Consider the following 20746-nt stretch of genomic DNA (forward strand, 5'->3'; position numbering starts at 1 on the left):
CTATTCGCGCTCGTTCGGCGCTAAGCACAGGCCATGGCCATCGAAAAGAAAACGATCCGTCTGCTGATCCTGGAAGACTCGCAGAACGAAGCCGAGCGCCTGGTCAGCCTGTTCCGCAACTCCGGTCGCGCGACGCGAGTCCATCGCATCGTTTCCGCCGACGATCTCAATGAAGTTCTGCAGCAGAGCTGGGACCTCCTGATAGCCGCGCCAAGCAGCGAGCACCTGAGCCCCGGCGAAGCCCTCGGCAGCATTCGACGCCAGTCCAAGGACATCCCCTTCATCCAGCTGGTTCAGGACAACGACTCCGACCTCATCACCGAGGCCCTGGCCCTGGGTGCGCAGGACGCCCTGCCCCAAGGCGAGGATGAACGGCTGGTGCTGGTGGCCAACCGCGAGCTGGCCAACCTCGAGCAACGCCGCGCCCGTCGCGCAGCCGAGGTCAGCCTGCGGGAAGCGGAGAAACGCTGCCAGTTGCTGCTGGACAGCTCGGTCGACGCCATCGCCTACGTGCACGACGGCATGCACATCTATGCCAACCGCGCCTACGTGGAGATGTTCGGCTACGACGACGGCGACGAACTCGAAGGCATGCCGATGATCGACCTGATCGCGGGCGCCGACCAGGCCGGATTCAAGGACTTCCTGAAGAACTACCGCGAAGGCGAAGGCAGTGGCGAGCTCACCTGCAGCGGCTGCAAGGTCGACGGCCAGAGCTTCCAGGCACGCATGAACTTCTCCCCCGCCACCTACGATGGCGAGCCGTGTATCCAGGTGGTGATCCGCGCCGAAACCGACAACACCGAACTGGAAGAGAAACTTCGCGAGATCAGCAGCCAGGACCTGGTCACCGGCCTGTTCAACCGCTCCCACTTCAACGAGATGCTCGACGCCGCTGCCGAACGCGCGGTCAAGGCGAGTCAGCCATCGAGCCTCGCGTACATCCGCGTCGCACGTTATTCCAGCCTGCTGGCCGAAATCGGCATCGCCGGCGTCGACCTGCTGCTCACGGATCTCGCCAACCTGCTGCGCGCCCACTTCGCCGGCGATGCGCAACTCGCCCGTTACGGCGACGACGTCTTCAGCGTCCTGCAGCAGGGAATCACGCCGGAACAGGCCGCAGAAGGACTGCAGGGCCTGCTGAAGAAGATCGACATCCATCTGTTCGACGTCAGCAGCCGTACCGTGCAGCTCAATCTGTGCATCGGTGTCGCCGGCCTCAGTGAAACCACGCCCAAGGCCCAGGACGTGGTGGACCGCGCCCACCGCTGTGCCGACGAGCTGGACGACGCCAACGGCCTCAAGCTTTACAACCCTGCCGACGAACTCGCGGCGGCGGCCAACCGGGGCAGCCTCGTGGCCATGGTCCAGCAGGCCCTGGAGAACAACAGCTTCCGCCTGCTGTTCCAGCCGATCATCAGCCTGCGCGGCGACAGTTTCGAGCACTATGAAGTGCTGCTGCGCCTGCTCAACCCGCAAGGCGCGGAAGTGCCGCCGGTTGACTTCCTCGACGCGGCGAAGGACGCCGGACTCGCCGAGAAGATCGACCGCTGGGTGATCCTCAATTCCATCAAGTTGCTCGCCGAACACCGCACAAAGGGTCACAACACGCGGCTCTTCGTCCATCTCTCGGGCGCCAGCCTGCAGGACCAGACCCTGCTGCCCTGGCTCAGCGTGGCACTGAAAGCGGCGCGACTGCCGTCCGACGCGCTGATCTTCCAGTTCAGCGAACCGGATGCCATCGCCTACCTGAAACAGGCCAAGGCGCTGACCCAAGGTCTCGCCGAGCTGCACTGCCAGGTGGCGCTCAGCCAGTTCGGCTGTGCCCTCAACCCGTTCAACACCCTCAAGCATCTCTCCATCGACTTCGTGAAAGTGGACGGCTCCTTCACCCAGGACCTCAGCCGCGCGGAGAACCAGGAGGTCCTCAAGACCCTGCTGGCCAGCCTGCATGCCCAGGCCAAGCTGACCATCGTGCCCTTCGTCGAGACTGCCAGCGTGCTGGCGACCCTCTGGCAGGCCGGCGTCAACTACATCCAGGGCTATTACCTGCAAGGGCCCAGCCAGGCGATGGACTACGACTTCTCGTCCGGAGACGAGTAACCCGCCAGCAACGAAAAAGCCGCCCGAAGGCGGCTTTTTCATGTCCGGCTCGACGATCAGTCCTTGCCGTCGCGGTCGCGGAAACCGAGCAGATAAAGGATGCCGTCCAGGCCGAGGGTGGAGATGGCCTGTTTGGCCGATTGCTTGACCAGCGGCTTGGCACGGAAGGCCACGCCCAGCCCCGCCAGCCCCAGCATCGGCAGGTCGTTGGCGCCATCGCCGACGGCGATCGTCTGTTCCAGACGCAAGCCTTCCTTCTGCGCCAGCTCGCGCAGCAGATCGGCCTTGCGCTGGGCGTCGACGATAGGCTCGATGGCCACGCCGGTCAGCTTGCCGTCGACGATCTCCAGCTCGTTGGCGAATACATAGTCAATGCCCAGCTTTGCCTGCAGTTGCTTGGCGAAGTAGCTGAAGCCACCGGAGAGGATCGCAGTCTTGTAGCCCAAGCGCTTGAGCTCGGCGAACAGGGTTTCTGCCCCTTCGGTCAATCGCAGGGATGCGCCTATTTCTTCCAGCACATCCTCGGACAGTCCCTTGAGCAGCCCCAGGCGTTCCTTGAAGCTGGCGCGGAAGTCCAGCTCGCCACGCATGGCACGCTCGGTAATCTCGGCGACCTGCTCGCCCACGCCAGCGGCCTTGGCGAGCTCGTCGATCACCTCGGCTTCGATCAGGGTCGAATCCATGTCGAACACTGCCAGGCGGCGGTTGCGGCGGAACAAGGAGTCGCGCTGGAAGGCGATGTCGACGTTCAGCTCCTGGGCCACGCTGAGGAATTCGGCGCGCAGGGCCACGGGGTCCGCCGGTTCGCCGCGAACGGAGAACTCGATGCAGCCCTTGCCTTGGTCAGCTGGCGTATCCAGCGGCATGCGTCCCGACAGACGGTCGATGTGATCGATGTTGAGGCCGTACTTGGCGGTAATCGAGCTCACCCGCTGCAGCTGCTCGGCGGTCACCTTGCGGGTCAGCAAGGTGACGATGTAGCGGCTCTTGCCCTGGCCATCGACCCACTGCTGGTAATCCGCTTCGGGAACAGGGGTGAAACGCACCTGCTGGTCCAGCTTGTAGGCGGTGAACAGCACGTCCTTCAGCACGGCGGAGGCCCCGGCGTTATCCGGGATTTCCACCAGGATGCCGAACGACAAGGTGTCGTGAATTACCGCCTGGCCGATGTCCAGGATATTCACGCCGCCCTGGGCCAGAGCACCGGTAATGGCCGCGGTCAGGCCGGGGCGGTCCTCGCCAGTGATGTTGATCAGGACAATTTCGCGCAAGGCGCACCTCACTCAACGCATGAAAAGGCGCACATTCTACCCACTTTCGCAGCACTCGCAGCATGCTCGGCGCTTTGCCCTGCAAGGGGCGCTCGCTATACTGCGCCACAATTTCGTCCGAGAAGAGCCGCGCTCTGTGAACCGGCCCACGCCTGTCAAACCCGACAATTTCTTCCTGCTGATCTTCCACGCCCTGCGCCAGCGCCGCGTGCCGATCGCCCTGCGCATCGCCAGCCACAGCCTACTCCTGGTGGCGCTGGCACTGGTGATCTACGCCTGGGTCATGGGCATGCAGTTCAAGCAGGCCATGCAGCAGCAGGCCGACGCCCTGGGCCAGAGCCTGACGGCGCAGACCGCCGCGTCGGCCACGGAGCTGCTGGTGTCCAACGACATCCTCAGCCTCAACGTGCTGCTCAACAACCTGGTGAAGAATCCGCTGGTGGCCCACGCTGCCATCTACAGCGTGGACAACCGCATCCTCGCCGAAGCCGGTTCGCGTCCAAAGCAGGGCCTGCTGGGCGAGACCGAGGGCTTGTATTCCACACCCATCACCTTCCAGGAAGTGATTGCCGGCCACCTGCGCCTGAGCCTGGACATGGACCAGTTCCAGCAGCCCATGACCATCAGCCTGCAGAGTATGGGGCTGCTCAGCCTGATCCTGCTGGCGTTGACCCTGTCCTTGAGCCTGCGCCTCGGCCGCCATATCTCCACGCCGCTGCTGCAACTGCGCGTATGGCTGCGCGACCCCGACGACCCCGCCCCGGGGGCCGGACGCCAGGACGAAATCGGCGATCTCGCCCGCCAGCTGCAATCCCGCCTCGTACCGGAGAAACCGGAACCCGAGCCGGAGCTGGAGCTGGAGCCCATCCCCGAAATGGACTTCGCCGAGGCCGACGAAGACTATCCGGACGAGGAACAGGACGAGCAGGATCACTTCGAAGTCCGCGACCTGCGTGATGAAAGCTTCGATGGCGAAGACGAAACGCCGAGCAAGCTGTTCACCCCGGACGACGAAGACCCCTTCTCCGACCTGCGCGAGGAAGCGGCCGAACCGACCCCGGCTCCCGCCCCGATCGCAGAGCAAGAGCCTCAGAACAGTGCCGTCCTGGCCATCCAGCTGGGCGCCCAGGATCAGTTGCGCCGCCTGCCGCGGACGCGATTGATGGACCTGCTGCAACGCTATCGCGACTGCCTCGACCACGCCGCCCGCCTTTATCACGGCCAGTTGCTGACCCTGAACGACGGCAGCAGCCTGATGCTGTTTCACAGCCAGGACGGCGGCGAGGACTACCTCACCCACGCTCTCTGCTGCGGCGAGCTCATGCGTGCCCTTGGCCACGCCCTGCAGATCGAGGTCGCCGACAGCGGCATCACCCTGCAACTGCAACTGGGCCTTACCCTGGGCGATGACCTTTCCAACCTCGGCCAGGGCGATCTCCTGCTCAATGACACCACCCAGAACGCTCTGGCACTGAGCCAGCACAGCCGCAACCTGCTGCTGGTGGAGCGCGCCATCGCCGACGACGAACTGGTTCGTCAGCGCGCACGTATCCGCTCCATCACCAGCCCGGAAGGTGCCTGCTGCGTCGAACGCCTGCTGGAACCTTATCCCTCGCTGCTTGAGCGCCAACTGGCGCGCATGCATGAAGCCCGTGCGCATTGAATGCACGAAAGACGAAAAAGCCCGCTTGATGCGGGCTTTTTCTTGCCTGCGACGCCCAGGAGCGTAGGGTGCGCTGTGCGCACCGACTTCAGGAATCCGCTTCGACACTCCGTAAGACCGCGCTGGTGCGCACGGCGCACCCTACCCGCTTGGCTTCAGCCCCGGGGACGACGAATAATAAGAACTCCCGGCGAACACGCATGAAAAAGCCCGCATCAAGCGGGCTTTTTCACAATTCAGCGATCAGAAGCGGAAGACTTCCACATCCGTGCGCACCGGAGCCGCCATGGGAATCTTCGGCGGCTGAGGATCCTTGGCCTTGGCCGGGGCCGCAGTTGCAGGCTTGCGCGGCGCCTCGACGACAACCGGCTGGCCTTCCAGCGGTTTAACCGCAGCAGCCAGTTGCTCGGCCAGTTGCTGCAGCAATTTGCTCTGCGCGCGCACCTGGTCAGCAGCGGTACCGGCATGGGCCTCTTCCAGACGCACCAGGCGGCTGTCACGCAGCTGGCCGGCACGATCCAGCAGGCGCCATTGGGCTTCCAGTACAGCCGGGCGTTGCGGGCCCGAGTCCAGTCGGCTGATGGTCAGCAGGACCTGCACTTCAGGGGTGAAGCCAGGATTGCCCGGTGCCAGCACCAGGCGTTGGCTGTCCAGGCGCCAGGACAGCTGACGCAGCAGCACCTGATCGATATCCGCCGCCAGGCTGCCGGCCCAGCGACCATCCGGTGCGGCGGTCAGGGTGCCGTCGGCCTGGCGCTGCAGGAGGGTTTCGCGCTGAAGATAGTCGGCCACGGTCACCGGACCGAGCAGAACTTGCATCCCAGCCTTCTTGGAGGGCACCTCCGGGGTGCCCGCGTCCAGCTGGAACATCGGAATAGGGGGGCTATGTACGCAGCCGGTAAGCCCAAGCAGGCTCACCAGCATCAATGCCACGGGGAAACGCAAAGTCATCAATCTCACCCACGGCCGCCTTGTGGGCAGCCTGCAGTCGAATTCATTCGTCTTGGCCATCATCAGGGAATGGCGAGGGGACATATCATCCGTCAATGTGACGCAGGACTCCATAGCCCCACGTCAATTCGCCGCCGTCAGCGTCAGGCCAGCGGTTCCACCTGCAGTGCATCGACCCGCTGGAAGCCACGCGGCAGCTTGTTGCCACGGCGTCCACGCTCGCCCTTGTAGTGCTCCAGATCATCCGCCTTGAGCGAAAGGGTGCGCTTTCCGGCCTGAAGGACCAAGGTTGCACCGACCGGCAGCACCGCCAGGTCGGTAAGATATTCCTCGCGGCTGGCCACGCGATCGCCGGGGATACCGATGATCTTGTTGCCCTTGCCCTTGGCCAGCTGGGGCAGGTCGGCCACCTTGAACAGCAGCAGACGACCTTCGGTGGTCACCGCTGCCAACCAGTCTTCTTCGACGCTCTGCACGGGCCGTGGGGCGACCACCTTGGCCCCATTGGGCAGGCTGAGCAGGGTCTTGCCGGCCTTGTTCTTGGCCTGAAGGTCGGCACCTTTTACCACGAAGCCGTAACCGGCATCCGAGGCGATGACGTAGGTGGCATCATCTTCTGGCAGCATCACGCAGTCGAAGCTGGCACCCGGAGGCGGCGTCAGGCGGCCGGTGAGCGGCTCGCCCTGGCCTCGCGCCGAGGGCAGCGAATGGGCCGCCAGCGAGTAGCTGCGCCCTGTGGAATCGATGAACACCGCATATTGGTTCGAGCGCCCGGGAGCGGCCGCCTTGAAGCCGTCACCCGCCTTGTAGGACAGGCCGGTGGCATCGATATCGTGGCCTTTGGCGCAGCGCACCCAACCTTTTTCGGACAACACGACCGTCACCGGCTCAGTGGGCATCAGCTCAGTTTCCGACAAGGCGCGAGCCTCGGCACGGGCAACTATCGGCGAACGACGGTCGTCGCCGTAGGTTTCGGCATCCTTGATCAGCTCGTCTCGCACCAGCTTCTTCAGCTTGGCATCGCTACCCAGCAGGGCCAGCAGCTTCTTCTGCTCTTTCAGCAATTCATCCTGCTCGCCACGAATCTTCATTTCCTCGAGGCGCGCCAGCTGACGCAGGCGGGTGTCGAGGATGTAGTCCGCCTGGATTTCGCTGAGCTCGAAGCGCGCCATCAGCACCGGCTTGGGCTGGTCTTCGGTGCGGATGATGTGAATCACTTCGTCCAGGTTGAGGAAGGCAACCAGCAAGCCGTCCAAGAGGTGCAGGCGTTTCTCCACCTTGTCCAGACGGAACTGCAGGCGACGGCGCACCGTGCCGATGCGATAGGTCAGCCATTCGCTGAGCAGGGTGCGCAGGTCCTTGACCTGGGGCTTGCCGTCCAGACCGATGACGTTGGTGTTGACCCGATAGCTGGATTCCAGGTCGGTGGTGGCGAACAGGTGCTGCATGAGTTCATCGGCGTCCACTCGGTTGGAACGCGGGATGATGACGATGCGGGTCGGGTTCTCGTGGTCCGATTCGTCACGCAGGTCGGCCACCATCGGCAGCTTCTTGGCCTGCATCTGGCCAGCGATCTGCTCAAGCACCTTGGAGCCCGAAACCTGGTGCGGCAGCGCGGTGACGACGATATCGCCGTCCTCCACGCGGTACACGGCACGCATGCGCACCGAGCCACGACCGGACTCGTAGATCTTCAGCAGTTCGGCACGGGGCGTGATCACCTCGGCCTCGGTGGGGAAGTCCGGGCCGAGAATGTGTTCGCAGAGTTGCTCGACAGTTGCGCTCGGCTCGTCCAACAGGCGCACGCAGGCGGCGGCGACTTCCCGCAGGTTGTGCGGCGGTACGTCAGTGGCCATGCCCACGGCAATGCCGGTGGTGCCGTTGAGCAGCAGGTTGGGCAAACGCGCCGGCAGGGTCGCTGGCTCATTCAGGGTGCCGTCGAAGTTCGGCACCCAATCCACTGTGCCCTGGCCCAGTTCGGACAGCAGGACTTCCGAATAGCGCGACAGGCGCGCCTCGGTGTAACGCATGGCGGCGAAGGACTTGGGATCGTCCGGGGCACCCCAGTTGCCCTGCCCGTCGACCAGCGTATAGCGGTAGCTGAAGGGCTGGGCCATCAGCACCATTGCTTCATAGCAGGCGGAGTCACCATGGGGGTGGAACTTGCCGAGCACGTCACCGACGGTACGCGCGGACTTCTTGTGCTTGGAATCGGCGTCCAGTCCCAGTTCGCTCATCGCGTAGATGATGCGGCGCTGTACGGGTTTCAGACCGTCGCCGATATGCGGCAGGGCGCGGTCCATGATCACGTACATGGAATAGTTGAGGTAGGCCTGTTCGGTGAAGTCGGCCAGGGAGCGGCGCTCAACGCCTTCCAGGCTCAAATCGAGGGATTCGCTCATGCGTGCCTCACGGAGAAGTGACTTGGCGCAGCACCAGGGTGCCGTCGCGCTGGGTGAATTCGAGTTGTTTGAGGGCGCTCATGCCAAGCAGCACCTCTTCGCCGTCCATGCCCGGCACGATGATCGCCGGCACCAGGGTCAGGCGGATGTCTCCCAGGCGCAGGTCCTGCAGCTGGGTACGGTGGCCGGTGACTCGGCCGTTGGCGGTGCTCAGGGTGACCGCCGCGCCGGGTTTCAGCCCAAGGCGTTCAGCCAGCCGAGCCGGTACGGCCACCTGGGTGGCGCCGGTATCGAGCAGGAAGGTCACGCCCTGGCCGTCGATACGGCCGTCGAGCAGGTAATGCCCCTGGCGGCTGCTGGCCAGGCGCACTTCCACATAGCCGTCGCCCTGCACCGACTCGGGTGCACGATTGGGATTGTGCTGGAGGTCCTCCCAGACGCCGAAGTAACGCGTGGCCAGGATCAGGCCGATGCCCCAGGCGAGCACCAGCATGACCCTTCCTACACGTTTGCCCGGCGTCTGCGTGGTCATTTCGCGCTCCAGCCGCCCTTCGGCGCGGTGAAGCGCCAAACGATGGGACGCCGTTCGCCGTCGCCGCGGGCCTTGCCGCCGTTGTCGAGGCCGATCCAGGCCCCTTCGGCATCTATCCACAGACCCTCGGCCACCCCGAAAGGCACACCGTATCGGCGGGTATCGGCCAGCGCTTCCTCGGCGAAGGACCAGCAGCGCTCGACTTCGCCATTGCTCAGCTTGCGCCGGCAAACCTGATGCGCCAGGCGCTCCAGGGTGAAGAGCTTCTCTTCGTGGAAGGCGACGTCGGAGAAATCCCGCGGCATCTGTTGCTCACTGCCGATGGGTGCCGGCGGACGTTCGGTACCCCCCTCGCTGAAGATCACGCAACCGCCGGTGCAATTCCAGGTGGACTGCTGCTTGTGGACCACCATCAGCCCCCGGCGCTCGCGTTCAGCGGCCAGCCAGAGGCGCTCGCCCTTGGGATCGACGGCAATGCCTTCAAGCAGAGCATTGAAGTGCAGCAGCATGCCACTGGCGCGAGCCTGACGGATCAGATTGTCCGGCAGCAGCAGCCAGTTGGGTTCACCGGACACCGGCAGCTGCAGCACCGCCGCATTGGCCTCGCTCACCAGGTAGCGATTGCCGGCGGCATCGCAGCTGATGCCTTCGAAATCCAGGTCGTTGCCCCGCAGCAGGCTGATGGCCCAGGAACGTGCGCGCACCCCCCAGGGCAGGCTGCTCTGTGGGGGTGGCGGCGCATGGAAGGTCTCGGCTTCGGCCTGGAGTACGCCACCTATGGGTTTGAGTCGGTAAAGCTGGCTGTCCGACCGATCGGAAACCGCCACCAGGTCGTCACCGCAGCGGGCCAATCCTGAGAGATTGCCCTGGCGCATGCCTTCTACCGGGTATTCGAAGGCCAGCCTCAGTTGTTCCGGATCGTCGGCGGCCCAGAGCGGTGCACAGGACAACAAGCCGAGGAGGAAAAAGACTCCCCTCACGCCATGACCTCGGCCAGGTTGCCCTTGGATTCCAGCCAGGACTTGCGATCACCGGCGCGCTTCTTCGCCAGCAGCATGTCCATGACTTCCAGCGTGCCTTCCGCGTCCTCGAGGGTCAGCTGGACCAGGCGACGTGTGTTCGGGTCCATGGTGGTTTCGCGCAGCTGCGGCGGGTTCATCTCGCCCAGGCCCTTGAATCGTGTGACCTGCGGTTTGCCACGCTTCTTCTCGGCCACCAGGCGATCAAGAATGCCGTCGCGCTCGGCTTCGTCCAGGGCGTAGTAGATCTCCTTGCCCAGGTCGATACGGAACAGCGGCGGCATCGCCACATAGACGTGCCCGGCTTCCACCAGCTGGCGGAAGTGGCGCACGAACAGCGCGCACAGCAGCGTGGCGATGTGCAGGCCGTCGGAGTCGGCGTCGGCAAGGATGCAGACCTTGCCATAGCGCAGCTGGCTGAGATCGGTCGCGCCAGGATCGACGCCGATGGCAACGGCGATGTCATGCACTTCCTGGGAGGCCAGCACTTCGCCGCCGTCCACTTCCCAGGTGTTCAGGATCTTGCCTCGCAGCGGCATGATTGCCTGGAATTCCTTGTCCCGCGCTTGCTTGGCCGAACCGCCGGCGGAGTCACCCTCCACCAGGAAGAGTTCGGAACGCATCGGGTCCTGGCCCGCACAGTCCGCCAGCTTGCCGGGCAACGCCGGCCCCTGGGTGATCTTCTTGCGCTCGACCTTCTTGCCCGCCTTGAGACGGCGGCCGGCGTTGCTGATCGCCAGCTCCGCCAATTGCATGCCCAGGTCCGGGTGCTCGTTGAGCCAGAGGCTGAAGGCATCCTTGACCACGCCGGAGACGAAGGCCGCCGCCTCGCGGGAGGACAGGCGTTCCTTGGTCTGGCCGGAGAACTGCGGCTCCTGCATTTTCATCGAGAGGACGAAAGCGATGCGTTCCCAGACGTCCTCGGGCGCCAGCTTGACGCCGCGCGGCAGCAGGTTGCGGAACTCGCAGAACTCGCGCATGGCGTCCAGCAGGCCCTGCCGCAGGCCGTTGACATGGGTACCGCCCTGAGCGGTCGGGATCAGGTTGACGTAGCTTTCCTGGACGCTGTCGCCACCTTCGGGCAGCCAGAGCAGCGCCCAGTCCACCGCCTCCTTATTACCCGCCAGGCTGCCGCAGAAGGGCTCGCTCGGCAGTCGCTCGAACTCGCTGACGGCATCCACCAGGTAGGAACGCAGGCCATCTTCGTAATGCCATTCGACACGCTCGCCGCTGGCCTTGTCTTCGAAGGTGACGGAAAGACCCGGACAAAGGACGGCCTTGGCCTTGAGCACATGCTTGAGGCGGCTGACGGAGAATTTGTGGGAGTCGAAATACTTGGCATCCGGCCAGAAATGCACACTGGTACCGGTGTTGCGCTTGCCGACGCTGCCGATGACGTCCAGCTCGCTGGCCTTGAAGCCATCGGCGAAGGTCATCATGTATTCGCTGCCCTCACGCTTCACCCGCACTTCGACGCGGGTGGACAGGGCGTTCACCACCGAGATGCCCACGCCATGGAGACCACCGGAGAACTGGTAGTTCTTGTTCGAGAACTTGCCGCCGGCGTGCAGCTTGGTGAGGATCAGTTCGACACCGGGCACCCCTTCCTCGGGGTGGATATCCACCGGCATGCCGCGGCCATCGTCGATGACCTGCAGCGAGTTGTCCTCATGGAGGATCACCTGAACGCTGCGGGCGTGGCCTGCCAGGGCCTCGTCCACGCTGTTGTCGATGACTTCCTGGGCCAGGTGGTTGGGTCGGGAGGTGTCGGTGTACATGCCCGGGCGCTTGCGCACCGGGTCGAGGCCGGAGAGGACTTCGATGGCATCCGCGTTGTAAGTAGCCATGGATTCCCTTTCAGTCAGAGGTCGGAAAAGTCGATGTCACGCCACAACTGCGCGGGAAAGCCGGCAAAGGCCAGCAAGGCGGGCAGATGGGCAGGGAAGTTCTGGAAACCGTGGTCGCCGCCCGCTTCGATACGCAAGGCGCAGGCGCGGTAGTAACGCTCAGCCTGGCGGTAATCGAGGGTTTCATCGGCCGTCTGCAACCACACCTGGTAACGGGCCGGGTCCTGTGGGGGCGGCACTTCCAGTTCGGCCAGCGCCATCACATGCTCCAGCGTCAGCTCCCAGATTTCGTCGCTGTAATAGTTTTTCTGTGGGCCAAGCTGGCCGTCGAACAACCGATGCGGGGCGACCGCGGGGTTGATCAGCACGGCCTTCAGGCCGTGGCGTTCGGCCAGGTGGGTCGCATAGTAGCCGCCCAGTGAGCTGCCGACCAGCACCGGGCGCCCCAGTTCGGCGATAGCCGCCTCGAGCTGGCCGAGGGCCAGTCGCGGATGATGATGCAGGGCCGGAACCCGCAGGCGTTCGGCCAGGCCGAGGCGCTGCATGAGCGTGCCGAGCTGGCGCGCCTTGAGCGATGACGGCGAGCTGTTGAAGCCGTGGATATAAAGGAGGCTGGGTTGCGAGCTGGACACGCGGTTTCCTGGCAGATCGAGGGAAAGTTGTACTTCTTGCCGTGCCGCGGCGCGAAGGTCAATAACCCTTGATGCTGTAGTCCACTTCGAAGGTGATCCCGGTGACGCGCGAAACGCCGGTTTCCACACGGCCATCCCGGGTCAGGCGCAGCCAGCGATAGCCCGGCGCCTCGTTACCCACGCAGAAATCCTCGCTGCCCGGCGCGAACTGCACGCAGGTGGATGGCGACGCCAGCAGGCGTACGCCATTGCGGAGCTGGTCGAACTCCTGGTGAACGTGGCCCCAGAGCAGCGCCCGCACCTGTGGATAACGATCCAGCACGGCGAACAGGCTGTCGGGGTTGCGTACACCGATCGGGTCCATCCAGGTGCAGCCGATGGGCACCGGATGATGATGGAAGCTGACCAGCACATGGCGCTCGCCGGCTCCTTCGAGGGCGCTTTCCAGAAATGCCAGCTGCTCGGCGGGGAAATGTCCGGGCACCGCGCCGGCGATGGTGGAATCCAGCAAAACCAGACGCCAATGGGGGAAATCGACGATGGGTTCCAGCTCGGCGGTGCCAGCGCACACATCACGCATCACCGGAACTTCATCGTGATTGCCCGGGAACCAGCGGGCAGGCGCGGGAATGACCGCGGTCAGATCACGGAATGCTTCGTAGGACTCGACCGAGCCGTCCTGGGACAAGTCGCCCGTAGCCAGTACCAGGTCGATGTGCGGCTGCTCCCGGAGCACCTGGTCGATCACCCGCTGCAAGCTGTCGCGGGTTTCCATGCCCAGCAGCTTGCCGTCCGCCTCGGCGAACAGGTGGCTGTCGGACAGCTGCACCAGCAGCACCGACTCGTCAGCGGCAGGGGGGACTGGATTGGGCAAGGCCTTCTCCTCGGGCAAGATGTTCCGATTATGGTTTTGCGCGCGCAATGGGTAAACCCGCGAAGCGGGAATGGTTCACAGTTAGCGGCTGCGGATCAACCTGGCCGACCAGTCGCAGGCTCTTGCAGACAAAAGCAGGACCTGCAGGAAAGGCCGTCGATCGCGGGGGGCGTCCGCCCAGAGATCAGAGGACGACCGGTTCCAGCTCGTGGCCACAAGCCAGGCAATGGCTCAGCCACTCACCGAGGAAGAGATTGAGCTGACTCTTCTCATCAGGCTGGTGCATGTCGGCGTTGGGATAGGAATACACGCTGCGGAATCGCCGTGCATTCTCGGCACCGACCACTTCCGCCATGCGCGCGTCATGGTAGACGCGCACTTCCAGCTGCGGCGACGGCAGCCAGGGCAGACTGTGCTCCTGGCGCACCTGCAGCGTGGTGGTATAGGGGCAGGCTTCGACCACTTCCAGGGCCAATACCCCGAGCAGGCGCTCGCCCTGGCTCAGCGCGACGCGTCGGGAACCCCGCACCTCACGCATCTGCGGAAGCAGACGCATCAAGCGCGCGTAGTTCGCCTCACAGGCTGCTTGCAGCCCGATGAGATCGACCCGGTAGCGATCGCGCAACAGATTCACGTCCACAACCCCCTGACTTCAGCACGGTTCAGCGCCAGCCACTGCAGGGCCAGCATACTCGCGGCATTGTCCAGCCGCCCTTCACGCATCAGGGCCAGGGCGTCTTCCAGCGGCAGCACATGCACGCGGATATCTTCGCCCTCCTCCGCCAGCCCGTGTACGCCTCCCGCACCGCTGCTGTCGCAACGTCCGAGGTACAGGTGCACACGCTCGTTGGAGCCCCCTGGTGAAGGATAGTAGGTGGTGATCGGCCACAGCGAAGTCAACTGCAGATCGGCTTCTTCGACGGCTTCCCGACGGGCGACCTCTTCCGGTTCCTCGTCCTTGTCGATCAACCCCGCCACCAGCTCCAGCAGCCACGGGCTTTCGCTCTTGCCGAAGGCACCGACGCGGAATTGTTCGATCAGCACCACCGCATCCCGTTGCGGATCATAGGGCAGCACACAGACAGCATCGTGACGGACGAAAAGTTCCCGATGGATGACCGGCCCCATGTCGCCGGAGAACAAGCGATGGCGCAGGCTCAGGCGGTCCAGGCGGTAGAAACCCTGGAAACAGGTTTCTCGTTCGACGATCTCGACAGCGTCGGGGCCCGGCTTGAAGGTTTCGGTCATGGGTGGGTCTCACTGCTGCGGAAGGCTTCGATTCGCGCATCCTACCCCTTGGTCGAGCAGGCTGCAGCCTCTTTGCAGACGGGGCACGGACTGGGAAGATGCGCGGCGAAAAGCTGCCCGGGAAACGCGAACTCACGGCCCCGATGGCAGTCGAAGCCTGCACTTTTTCGGAATCCGCACCTGAATGATGAAGCCGATGCCCCTCGCCCGACTCCTCGCCGCCGCCAGCCTCGGCGTCCTGCTCAGCGCCTGCCAGATGCTGCCCGGCGGCAGCGCCAAACTGGAACCGCAGCGCCACGCCTGGGAACACCTGAAGCCCGGCTGCCAGGGTGAAGCCTGTCCACTGGTGAACATCGACACCATCAGCTTCGCCGACGAGCCGCAGCTCAATTCACTGATCAATCAGCGACTGCTGAAAATGACCCAGAACGGCCCCGGCGAGCCGCTTCCGGCGTCGCTCGAATCCTATGAGAGGGACTTCCTCGCCAGCGCCGAACCGGGCTGGAGCAGCTACCTGCAAGCCAAGGTGCTGGAGCAGCACGACAAGCTCTTGCTGGTGGAGCTGTCCAGCTACCTCTTCACCGGTGGCGCCCATGGCATGCCCGGACGCGGCTTCATCAACTACGACCGCAAGCTTGAGAAGCCGCTGAGCCTTGGCGACATGTTGCTGCCCGGCCAGGAAGAGGCCTTCTGGAAAGTCGCCGAGCAGGCCCACCTTCGCTGGCTGGCGACCAACAAGTTCGACCAGGACCCCGACTTCATCAAGACCTGGCCGTTCGAACGCACCGCCAATGTGGGCCTCGGCTACGGTGCGATGCTGCTCAAATACGACGTGTACAGCATCGCGCCCTACTCCAGCGGGCACCCGGAGATTCGCATCCCCTACCCGCAGCTCAACGGAATACTGAAGCCCCAGTATTTCCCCGGACGCGGCTGAAGCGTCCCAGCAACAATTGCAACCCGCCGGCTGCCAGCAGTGCCGGCAGGGTTGCACCCAGCTCCGGCCAACGATTGGCCAGCAGGTGGTAGATCGCGACGCCGCAACCCCAGGCCACCAGCGTGTCCCAGCGCAATGCCACGCGCGGCGCCAGTTCGGCGCGGCGGCGACGCAGGACGAAGTGATCCACCAGCACCACACCGAACAGCGGCGCGAATACCGAGCCGATCAGCAGCAGGAAGTTCTGGTACTCGGCCAACGGCGCGAACCAGGCGACCAGGGTGCAGAGCAAACCGATGGCCAGCGCCAGTTGCTCGACCTTCAGCGGCAGCAGGATACCGCTGGACACTGCCGCCGAGTGGATATCGGCAAAGGCCTTTTCCGACTCGTCCAGCAGGATCAGCAGAAGCGGTATTCCCATGCCCGCGCCGGCCAGGGCCAGCAGCAGTGCGTTGGCATCGGCGCCCTCGGCGAACGCCAGGGTGTAGGCCACGCCCAGCCCCATCAGCCACAGGCAACCGATGAAGAAGCCCAGGGCCGAACCGGCGAAGACGCCGCCACCACGACGGCCGAAGCGCGAGTAGTCGGCGATCAGCGGCAGCCAGGAAAGCGGCATGGCGATGGCGATATCGAAGCCCAGGGCGAAGCTCATCGAGCCATCGCCAGCTCGCGCCATCAGGGCCGAGAAATCAGCGCGGTTGAACAGGTCCCAGGTCAGCCAGACACAGGCGCCCAGCAGCAGCCAGATGCCCCAGCGGCGCAGGATGCGTCGCACGAAGGCGAGCGGGCCGGCGACCGCGAGCAAGGTGGCCAGGGCGCCGAACACCAGGGTCCAGAGGGTGGGTGAAGCCCACAGGCTGCCCTCGCCCAGGCCACGACTGACCAGCAGGCTGGCCGCGTCGCGCATCACGATGATCTCGAAGGCGCCCCAGCCCACGAGTTGCAGCAGATTGAGGAAGGCTGGCAAGGTCGCGCCCGCCGAGCCGAGGCTGAGCTTCATCGACGCCATGGAGGCAAGGCCGGTATCGCTGCCGATCATCGCGGCCGCACCCAGCAGCAGCACGCCGACTCCGACGCCTAGCAGTATCGCCAGCAGTGCGTCGCTGGCACCGAGGCCAGGCGCCAGGAGCGCGCCGGTCTGCAGCACCATCAGGCCAAGGCCGAGGGAGAACCAGAGGGAAAACAGATCGCGCGTGCCGAGAACGCGCTGGTCGAAGGCGACCGGGATGGACGGCGAGTAGCTGGTCGGGGTGTTCACGTTGGCAGTTGCCCTGATGGACTGTAGTTATGAATTGGCCACAAACCGGAAAGCCGGGCACGAGGCCCGGCTTCCAGCGTGGGGATGACAGGTCAGTGCCTGTTCATCGCTCCGGAGCTGACGCTCACACTTGCTTGTAGATTACCGATCCCTCGTCCTTGAAGCGCCCGGACTGCTCGGCGAAGCCGGCCTCGATGGCCTTCTGTTCGTCGGTCAGGCCATTTTCCTTGGCGTAGTCACGCACTTCCTGGGTGATTTTCATGGAGCAGAACTTCGGTCCGCACATGGAGCAGAAGTGCGCCACCTTGGCCGAATCCTTCGGCAGGGTTTCGTCGTGGAAGGACCGCGCGGTGTCCGGGTCCAGGCCGAGGTTGAACTGATCCTCCCAGCGGAACTCGAAGCGCGCCTTGGACAAGGCGTTGTCGCGGATCTGCGCGCCCGGATGCCCCTTGGCCAGGTCGGCCGCGTGGGCGGCGATCTTGTAGGTGATGATGCCGGTCTTCACGTCATCCTTGTTCGGCAGACCCAGGTGCTCCTTCGGGGTCACGTAGCAGAGCATGGCGCAACCGAACCAGCCGATCATCGCGGCGCCGATGCCGGAGGTGATGTGGTCGTAACCGGGGGCGATGTCGGTGGTCAGCGGGCCGAGGGTGTAGAACGGCGCCTCGTCGCAGCATTCCAGCTGCTTGTCCATGTTCTCCTTGATCAGGTGCATCGGCACGTGGCCGGGGCCCTCGATCATGGTCTGTACATCGTGCTTCCAGGCGATCTTGGTCAGCTCGCCGAGGGTTTCCAGCTCGCCGAACTGGGCGGCGTCGTTGGCATCGGCAATGGAACCCGGACGCAGGCCATCGCCGAGCGAGAAGCTGACGTCGTAGGCCTTCATGATTTCGCAGATTTCCTCGAAGTGGGTGTAGAGGAAGTTCTCCTTGTGGTGAGCCAGGCACCACTTGGCCATGATCGAACCGCCGCGCGAAACGATGCCGGTCACGCGTTTGGCGGTCAGCGGCACATAGCGCAGCAGTACGCCGGCGTGGATGGTGAAGTAGTCCACGCCCTGCTCGGCCTGTTCGATCAGGGTGTCGCGGAACAGCTCCCAGTTCAGGTCTTCGGCGATGCCGCCAACCTTCTCCAGGGCCTGGTAGACCGGCACGGTGCCGATCGGTACCGGCGAGTTGCGGATGATCCACTCGCGGGTTTCATGGATGTGCTTGCCGGTGGACAGGTCCATCACGGTGTCCGAACCCCAGCGGATGCCCCAGGTCAGCTTGGCCACTTCTTCTTCGATGGACGAACCCAGTGCCGAGTTGCCGATGTTGCCGTTGATCTTCACCAGGAAGTTACGGCCGATGATCATCGGCTCCAGTTCCACGTGGTTGATGTTCGCCGGGATGATGGCGCGGCCTCGGGCGATTTCCTCGCGGACGAACTCCGGGGTGATTTCCTTCGGGATGCTGGCGCCGAAGCTCTGCCCCGGATGTTGCTCCTTGAGCAGGCCGGCGGCGCGTGCCTCGGCCAGTTTCATGTTCTCGCGGATGGCGACGTATTCCATCTCGGGCGTGATGATGCCCTGCTTCGCGTAGTGCATCTGGGTGACGTTGCGCCCGGCCTTGGCGCGACGCGGGTTGCGCACATGGGCGAAACGCATGGCCGACAACTCGGCATCGGCCAGGCGACGCTGGCCGAACTCGGAGGTCAGGCCCGGCAGGCGCTCGATGTCGTTGCGGTCTTCGATCCAGGGCGAACGCACGTCGGCCAGGCCCTTGCGCACATCGATGCTGACGCTCGGGTCGGTGTACGGACCAGACGTGTCATAGACAGTGACCGGGGCATTGATCTCGCCACCGAAGGCGGTGGGCGTCACATCCAGGCTGATTTCGCGCATGGGCACGCGGATATCCGGGCGGGAGCCCTGCGCATAGACTTTCTGCGAACGGGGGAAAGGCTGGATGGATTGCTGGTCGACCTGGGCGCTTTCGCTCAGGTTCTTTTGTTGTTTTGCGGTCATCGGGCTGGCTCCTGGGATGATGTCGGAGCGAACCTGAAAGAGAGTGCACCGGGACTGGTGCCGAGAGGGGCCTCCCGGAATGCGGGATGGGGAGGCACATCTTGTTCCCTACGCAGGCTTTAACCTGATCAGGTTCAACGGGATCCGGAACTCTCCGATCTCAGCCTCCGATTCGAGGCACCCCGACAAGAACTCGCGCAGTCTAAACAAGCTCACCCGAGAAAACCAACCCGGTGGTCAGAATAATGTGACCAGCGCGTCGACAAGTGACGCAAGTACCTCAACCGGAAAGGATTGTTGCAGGCAGGCAACATAGCTTGTCGCAAACTACACTGAGGCCGCTGCCAGGGCGTCTTGACCCGCCCCCAGCGCCCCCGTAGCCTTGCCCGACACCTCAGTATCCAGGATTGATCATGCTGCGCAGACTCTCGCTGGCCATCGCCGTGGCTTCCGCCTTTGCCGGAACCGCCTGGGCCGTAGATGCCCCCCTGTCAGCCAAGACGGACCTCGTGACCGTCTACAAGGACGCCGTCGACAACAACGCTGACCTCGCCGCTTCCCGCGCCAACTACGAAGCGCAACGCGAGGCCGTACCCCAGGCTCGTTCCGGCCTGCTGCCGCAGATAAACGGCGGCGCCACGTCCAACGACACCCGGACCAAGCTGGACGACCCCTCCAACACCTTTTCGCGCAGCGGCATCGCTTACCAGGCGACCCTGAGCCAGCCGATCTTCCGGGCCGACCGCTGGTTCCAGCTGAAGGCCGCGGAGTCCCTCACCGAGCAGGCCGCGCTGGACTTCTCCGCGACTCAGCAGGATCTGATCCTGCAGACTGCGGAATCCTACTTCTCCGTGCTGCGTGCCCAGGACAACCTGGCCTCCACCAAGGCCGAGGAAGCAGCGTTCAAGCGCCAGCTCGACCAGGCCAACGAGCGCTTCGATGTAGGCCTGTCGGACAAGACCGACGTGCTGGAAGCCCAGGCCGGTTATGACACCTCCCGTGCCAACCGGATAATCGCCGAGCGCAACGTGGAAGACGCCTTCCAGGCGCTGGTGACCCTGACCAACCGCGAGTACCCCTCCATCGAGGGCATTCGCCACACCCTGCCGGTCGTGGTACCCGCCCCGAACGATGCGAAGGCATGGGTCGACACCGCTGCCCAGCAGAACCTCAACCTGCAGGCCGCCAACTACGCCGTCGACGCCGCCGAAGAAACCCTGCGCCAGCGCAAGGCCGGCCACGCGCCGACCCTGGATGCGGTGGCCAGCTACCAGAAGGGCGACAACGACAGCCTCGGTTTCAGCAACACCGCGGGCAGCACGCGGCAGAACATCAGTGGCGACGTGGAGCAGCGCAGCATCGGCCTGCAGCTGAACATTCCTATCTACAGCGGCGGCCTGACCAGCTCGCAAGTGCGCGAGTCCTATCAGCGCCTGAACCAGACCGAGCAGCAACGTGAAAGCCTGCGCCGCAACATTGTGCAGAACACCCGCAACTTCCACCGCGCGGTGAATACCGACGTGGAACAGGTGAAAGCACGCAAGCAGTCGATCATCTCCAACCAGAGCGCACTGGAAGCCACCGAGATCGGCTACCAGGTGGGTACCCGCAACATCGTCGACGTGCTCGACGCCCAGCGCCAGCTGTACAGCTCGGTGCGTGACTACAACAACGCGCGCTATGACTACATCCTCGACAACCTGCGTCTGAAGCAGGCTGCCGGCACCCTGAGTCCGGGCGACCTGGAAGCGCTGGCCGCATTCCTCAAGCCCGACTACAACCCGGACAAGGACTTCCTCCCGCCGGATCTGGCCAAGGCAGCAGAAGCCAGCCTGAAAGGCGACCCGGAGTACTGAGTTCCGCTCCACACGAAAAAGCCCGGCATGAATGCCGGGCTTTTTTCATTGGATTTGTCCCGTCCTGAATAAGGTTTACACCTTTGCCCTTATTTTCAGGAGCGCTCCATGGCAGAAGGTGTACGACGTAGCCAGCGCGATTACA

General features: G+C 64.2%; 16 protein-coding genes and 1 riboswitch. Of the genes, 4 read left to right on the forward strand and 12 right to left on the reverse strand.

Translation table 11 applies throughout. The annotated features are described in order from the left end of the window. The first annotated feature begins 33 nt into the window (after positions 1-33). Complete coding sequence (locus MnOB_RS08385) at positions 34-2103, forward strand: EAL domain-containing response regulator (protein WP_077523767.1); 2070 nt, start codon at positions 34-36, stop codon at positions 2101-2103. A gap of 56 nt (positions 2104-2159) precedes the next feature. Here MnOB_RS08385 and serB read toward each other — a convergent pair whose 3' ends face one another. Continuing rightward, positions 2160-3374: a phosphoserine phosphatase SerB gene (gene serB / locus MnOB_RS08390; RefSeq protein ID WP_077523768.1), complete on the reverse strand. Its 1215-nt coding sequence runs from the start codon at positions 3372-3374 to the stop codon at positions 2160-2162. Positions 3375-3510: 136 nt separating this feature from the next. Between serB and MnOB_RS08395 the strand changes: the two genes are divergently transcribed. Next, entirely contained in the window at positions 3511-5037 is a 1527-nt protein-coding gene (locus MnOB_RS08395) for an AhpA/YtjB family protein (RefSeq protein WP_077523769.1), read from the forward strand. A gap of 243 nt (positions 5038-5280) precedes the next feature. Here the strand turns inward: MnOB_RS08395 and MnOB_RS08400 are convergent, their stop codons facing one another. From MnOB_RS08400 to MnOB_RS08440, 9 genes are all read right to left on the reverse strand, one after another. Continuing rightward, the gene (locus MnOB_RS08400) at positions 5281-5991 is read right to left on the reverse strand and encodes a PqiC family protein (protein ID WP_199824498.1); all 711 of its coding nucleotides are present in this window, start codon (positions 5989-5991) and stop codon (positions 5281-5283) included. A gap of 140 nt (positions 5992-6131) precedes the next feature. Further along, entirely contained in the window at positions 6132-8390 is a 2259-nt protein-coding gene (gene parC, locus MnOB_RS08405) for a DNA topoisomerase IV subunit A (RefSeq protein WP_077523771.1), read from the reverse strand. Positions 8391-8397: 7 nt separating this feature from the next. After that, positions 8398-8922: a retropepsin-like aspartic protease family protein gene (locus MnOB_RS08410; RefSeq protein WP_077523772.1), complete on the reverse strand. Its 525-nt coding sequence runs from the start codon at positions 8920-8922 to the stop codon at positions 8398-8400. After that, positions 8919-9902 carry an esterase-like activity of phytase family protein gene (locus tag MnOB_RS08415; RefSeq protein ID WP_077523773.1) on the reverse strand — a complete coding sequence of 328 codons (984 nt, stop codon included), beginning with the start codon at positions 9900-9902 and terminating at the stop codon, positions 8919-8921. Before MnOB_RS08415 ends, MnOB_RS08410 begins: the two co-directional genes overlap by 4 nt. Beyond that, complete coding sequence (parE, locus tag MnOB_RS08420; protein WP_077523774.1) at positions 9899-11788, reverse strand: DNA topoisomerase IV subunit B; 1890 nt, start codon at positions 11786-11788, stop codon at positions 9899-9901. The genes MnOB_RS08415 and parE overlap by 4 nt, the downstream gene beginning before the upstream one ends. Before the next feature lie 14 nt (positions 11789-11802). Then, positions 11803-12555, reverse strand: a complete 753-nt coding sequence (locus tag MnOB_RS08425; protein WP_077523775.1) for a YqiA/YcfP family alpha/beta fold hydrolase — start codon at positions 12553-12555, stop codon at positions 11803-11805. Continuing rightward, the gene (cpdA, locus tag MnOB_RS08430) at positions 12479-13294 is read right to left on the reverse strand and encodes a 3',5'-cyclic-AMP phosphodiesterase (protein ID WP_077523776.1); all 816 of its coding nucleotides are present in this window, start codon (positions 13292-13294) and stop codon (positions 12479-12481) included. The genes MnOB_RS08425 and cpdA overlap by 77 nt, the downstream gene beginning before the upstream one ends. A gap of 184 nt (positions 13295-13478) precedes the next feature. Beyond that, positions 13479-13934 (reverse strand): DUF1249 domain-containing protein, encoded by a 456-nt coding sequence (locus MnOB_RS08435; RefSeq protein ID WP_044870743.1) that lies wholly within the window; start codon positions 13932-13934, stop codon positions 13479-13481. Next, complete coding sequence (locus MnOB_RS08440) at positions 13925-14542, reverse strand: NUDIX domain-containing protein (RefSeq protein WP_077523777.1); 618 nt, start codon at positions 14540-14542, stop codon at positions 13925-13927. Before MnOB_RS08440 ends, MnOB_RS08435 begins: the two co-directional genes overlap by 10 nt. 196 nt (positions 14543-14738) lie before the next feature. Here MnOB_RS08440 and MnOB_RS08445 point away from each other — a divergent pair, with 196 nt between their 5' ends. Then, positions 14739-15479 (forward strand): DUF3298 and DUF4163 domain-containing protein, encoded by a 741-nt coding sequence (locus MnOB_RS08445; RefSeq protein ID WP_077523778.1) that lies wholly within the window; start codon positions 14739-14741, stop codon positions 15477-15479. On the opposite strand, the gene cytX is transcribed toward MnOB_RS08445, so the two are convergent. Both cytX and thiC read right to left on the reverse strand, forming a co-directional pair. Beyond that, the gene (gene cytX / locus MnOB_RS08450; RefSeq protein WP_077523779.1) at positions 15436-16737 is read right to left on the reverse strand and encodes a putative hydroxymethylpyrimidine transporter CytX; all 1302 of its coding nucleotides are present in this window, start codon (positions 16735-16737) and stop codon (positions 15436-15438) included. The genes MnOB_RS08445 and cytX overlap by 44 nt on opposite strands. 124 nt (positions 16738-16861) lie before the next feature. Beyond that, entirely contained in the window at positions 16862-18745 is a 1884-nt protein-coding gene (gene thiC / locus MnOB_RS08455; protein ID WP_077523780.1) for a phosphomethylpyrimidine synthase ThiC, read from the reverse strand. Between the two features lie 88 nt (positions 18746-18833). Continuing rightward, a riboswitch (TPP riboswitch) is annotated at positions 18834-18940 on the reverse strand. Positions 18941-19158: 218 nt separating this feature from the next. On the opposite strand from thiC, the gene MnOB_RS08460 reads away from it, so the two are divergent. After that, positions 19159-20601 carry a TolC family outer membrane protein gene (locus MnOB_RS08460; protein ID WP_077523781.1) on the forward strand — a complete coding sequence of 481 codons (1443 nt, stop codon included), beginning with the start codon at positions 19159-19161 and terminating at the stop codon, positions 20599-20601. The last annotated feature ends 145 nt before the right edge of the window (positions 20602-20746 follow it).

Origin of the sequence: Metapseudomonas resinovorans (assembly GCF_002003485.1) — a bacterium.
GTDB lineage: Bacteria > Pseudomonadota > Gammaproteobacteria > Pseudomonadales > Pseudomonadaceae > Metapseudomonas > Metapseudomonas resinovorans_D.

Excerpts from the sequence above, each read along its gene's own strand:
- parE (WP_077523774.1), bottom strand. The coding sequence starts at position 11,788 with ATGGCTACTTACAACGCGGATGCCATCGAAGTCCTCTCCGGCCTCGAC.
- MnOB_RS08445 (WP_077523778.1), top strand. The coding sequence starts at position 14,739 with ATGCCCCTCGCCCGACTCCTCGCCGCCGCCAGCCTCGGCGTCCTGCTC.
- MnOB_RS08460 (WP_077523781.1), top strand. The coding sequence starts at position 19,159 with ATGCTGCGCAGACTCTCGCTGGCCATCGCCGTGGCTTCCGCCTTTGCC.
- MnOB_RS08440 (WP_077523777.1), bottom strand. The coding sequence starts at position 14,542 with ATGACCGAAACCTTCAAGCCGGGCCCCGACGCTGTCGAGATCGTCGAA.
- MnOB_RS08425 (WP_077523775.1), bottom strand. The coding sequence starts at position 12,555 with ATGGCCGTGTGGAAACCGGCGTTTCGCGCGTCACCGGGATCACCTTCG.
- MnOB_RS08410 (WP_077523772.1), bottom strand. The coding sequence starts at position 8,922 with ATGACCACGCAGACGCCGGGCAAACGTGTAGGAAGGGTCATGCTGGTG.
- parC (WP_077523771.1), bottom strand. The coding sequence starts at position 8,390 with ATGAGCGAATCCCTCGATTTGAGCCTGGAAGGCGTTGAGCGCCGCTCC.
- MnOB_RS08385 (WP_077523767.1), top strand. The coding sequence starts at position 34 with ATGGCCATCGAAAAGAAAACGATCCGTCTGCTGATCCTGGAAGACTCG.
- thiC (WP_077523780.1), bottom strand. The coding sequence starts at position 18,745 with ATGACCGCAAAACAACAAAAGAACCTGAGCGAAAGCGCCCAGGTCGAC.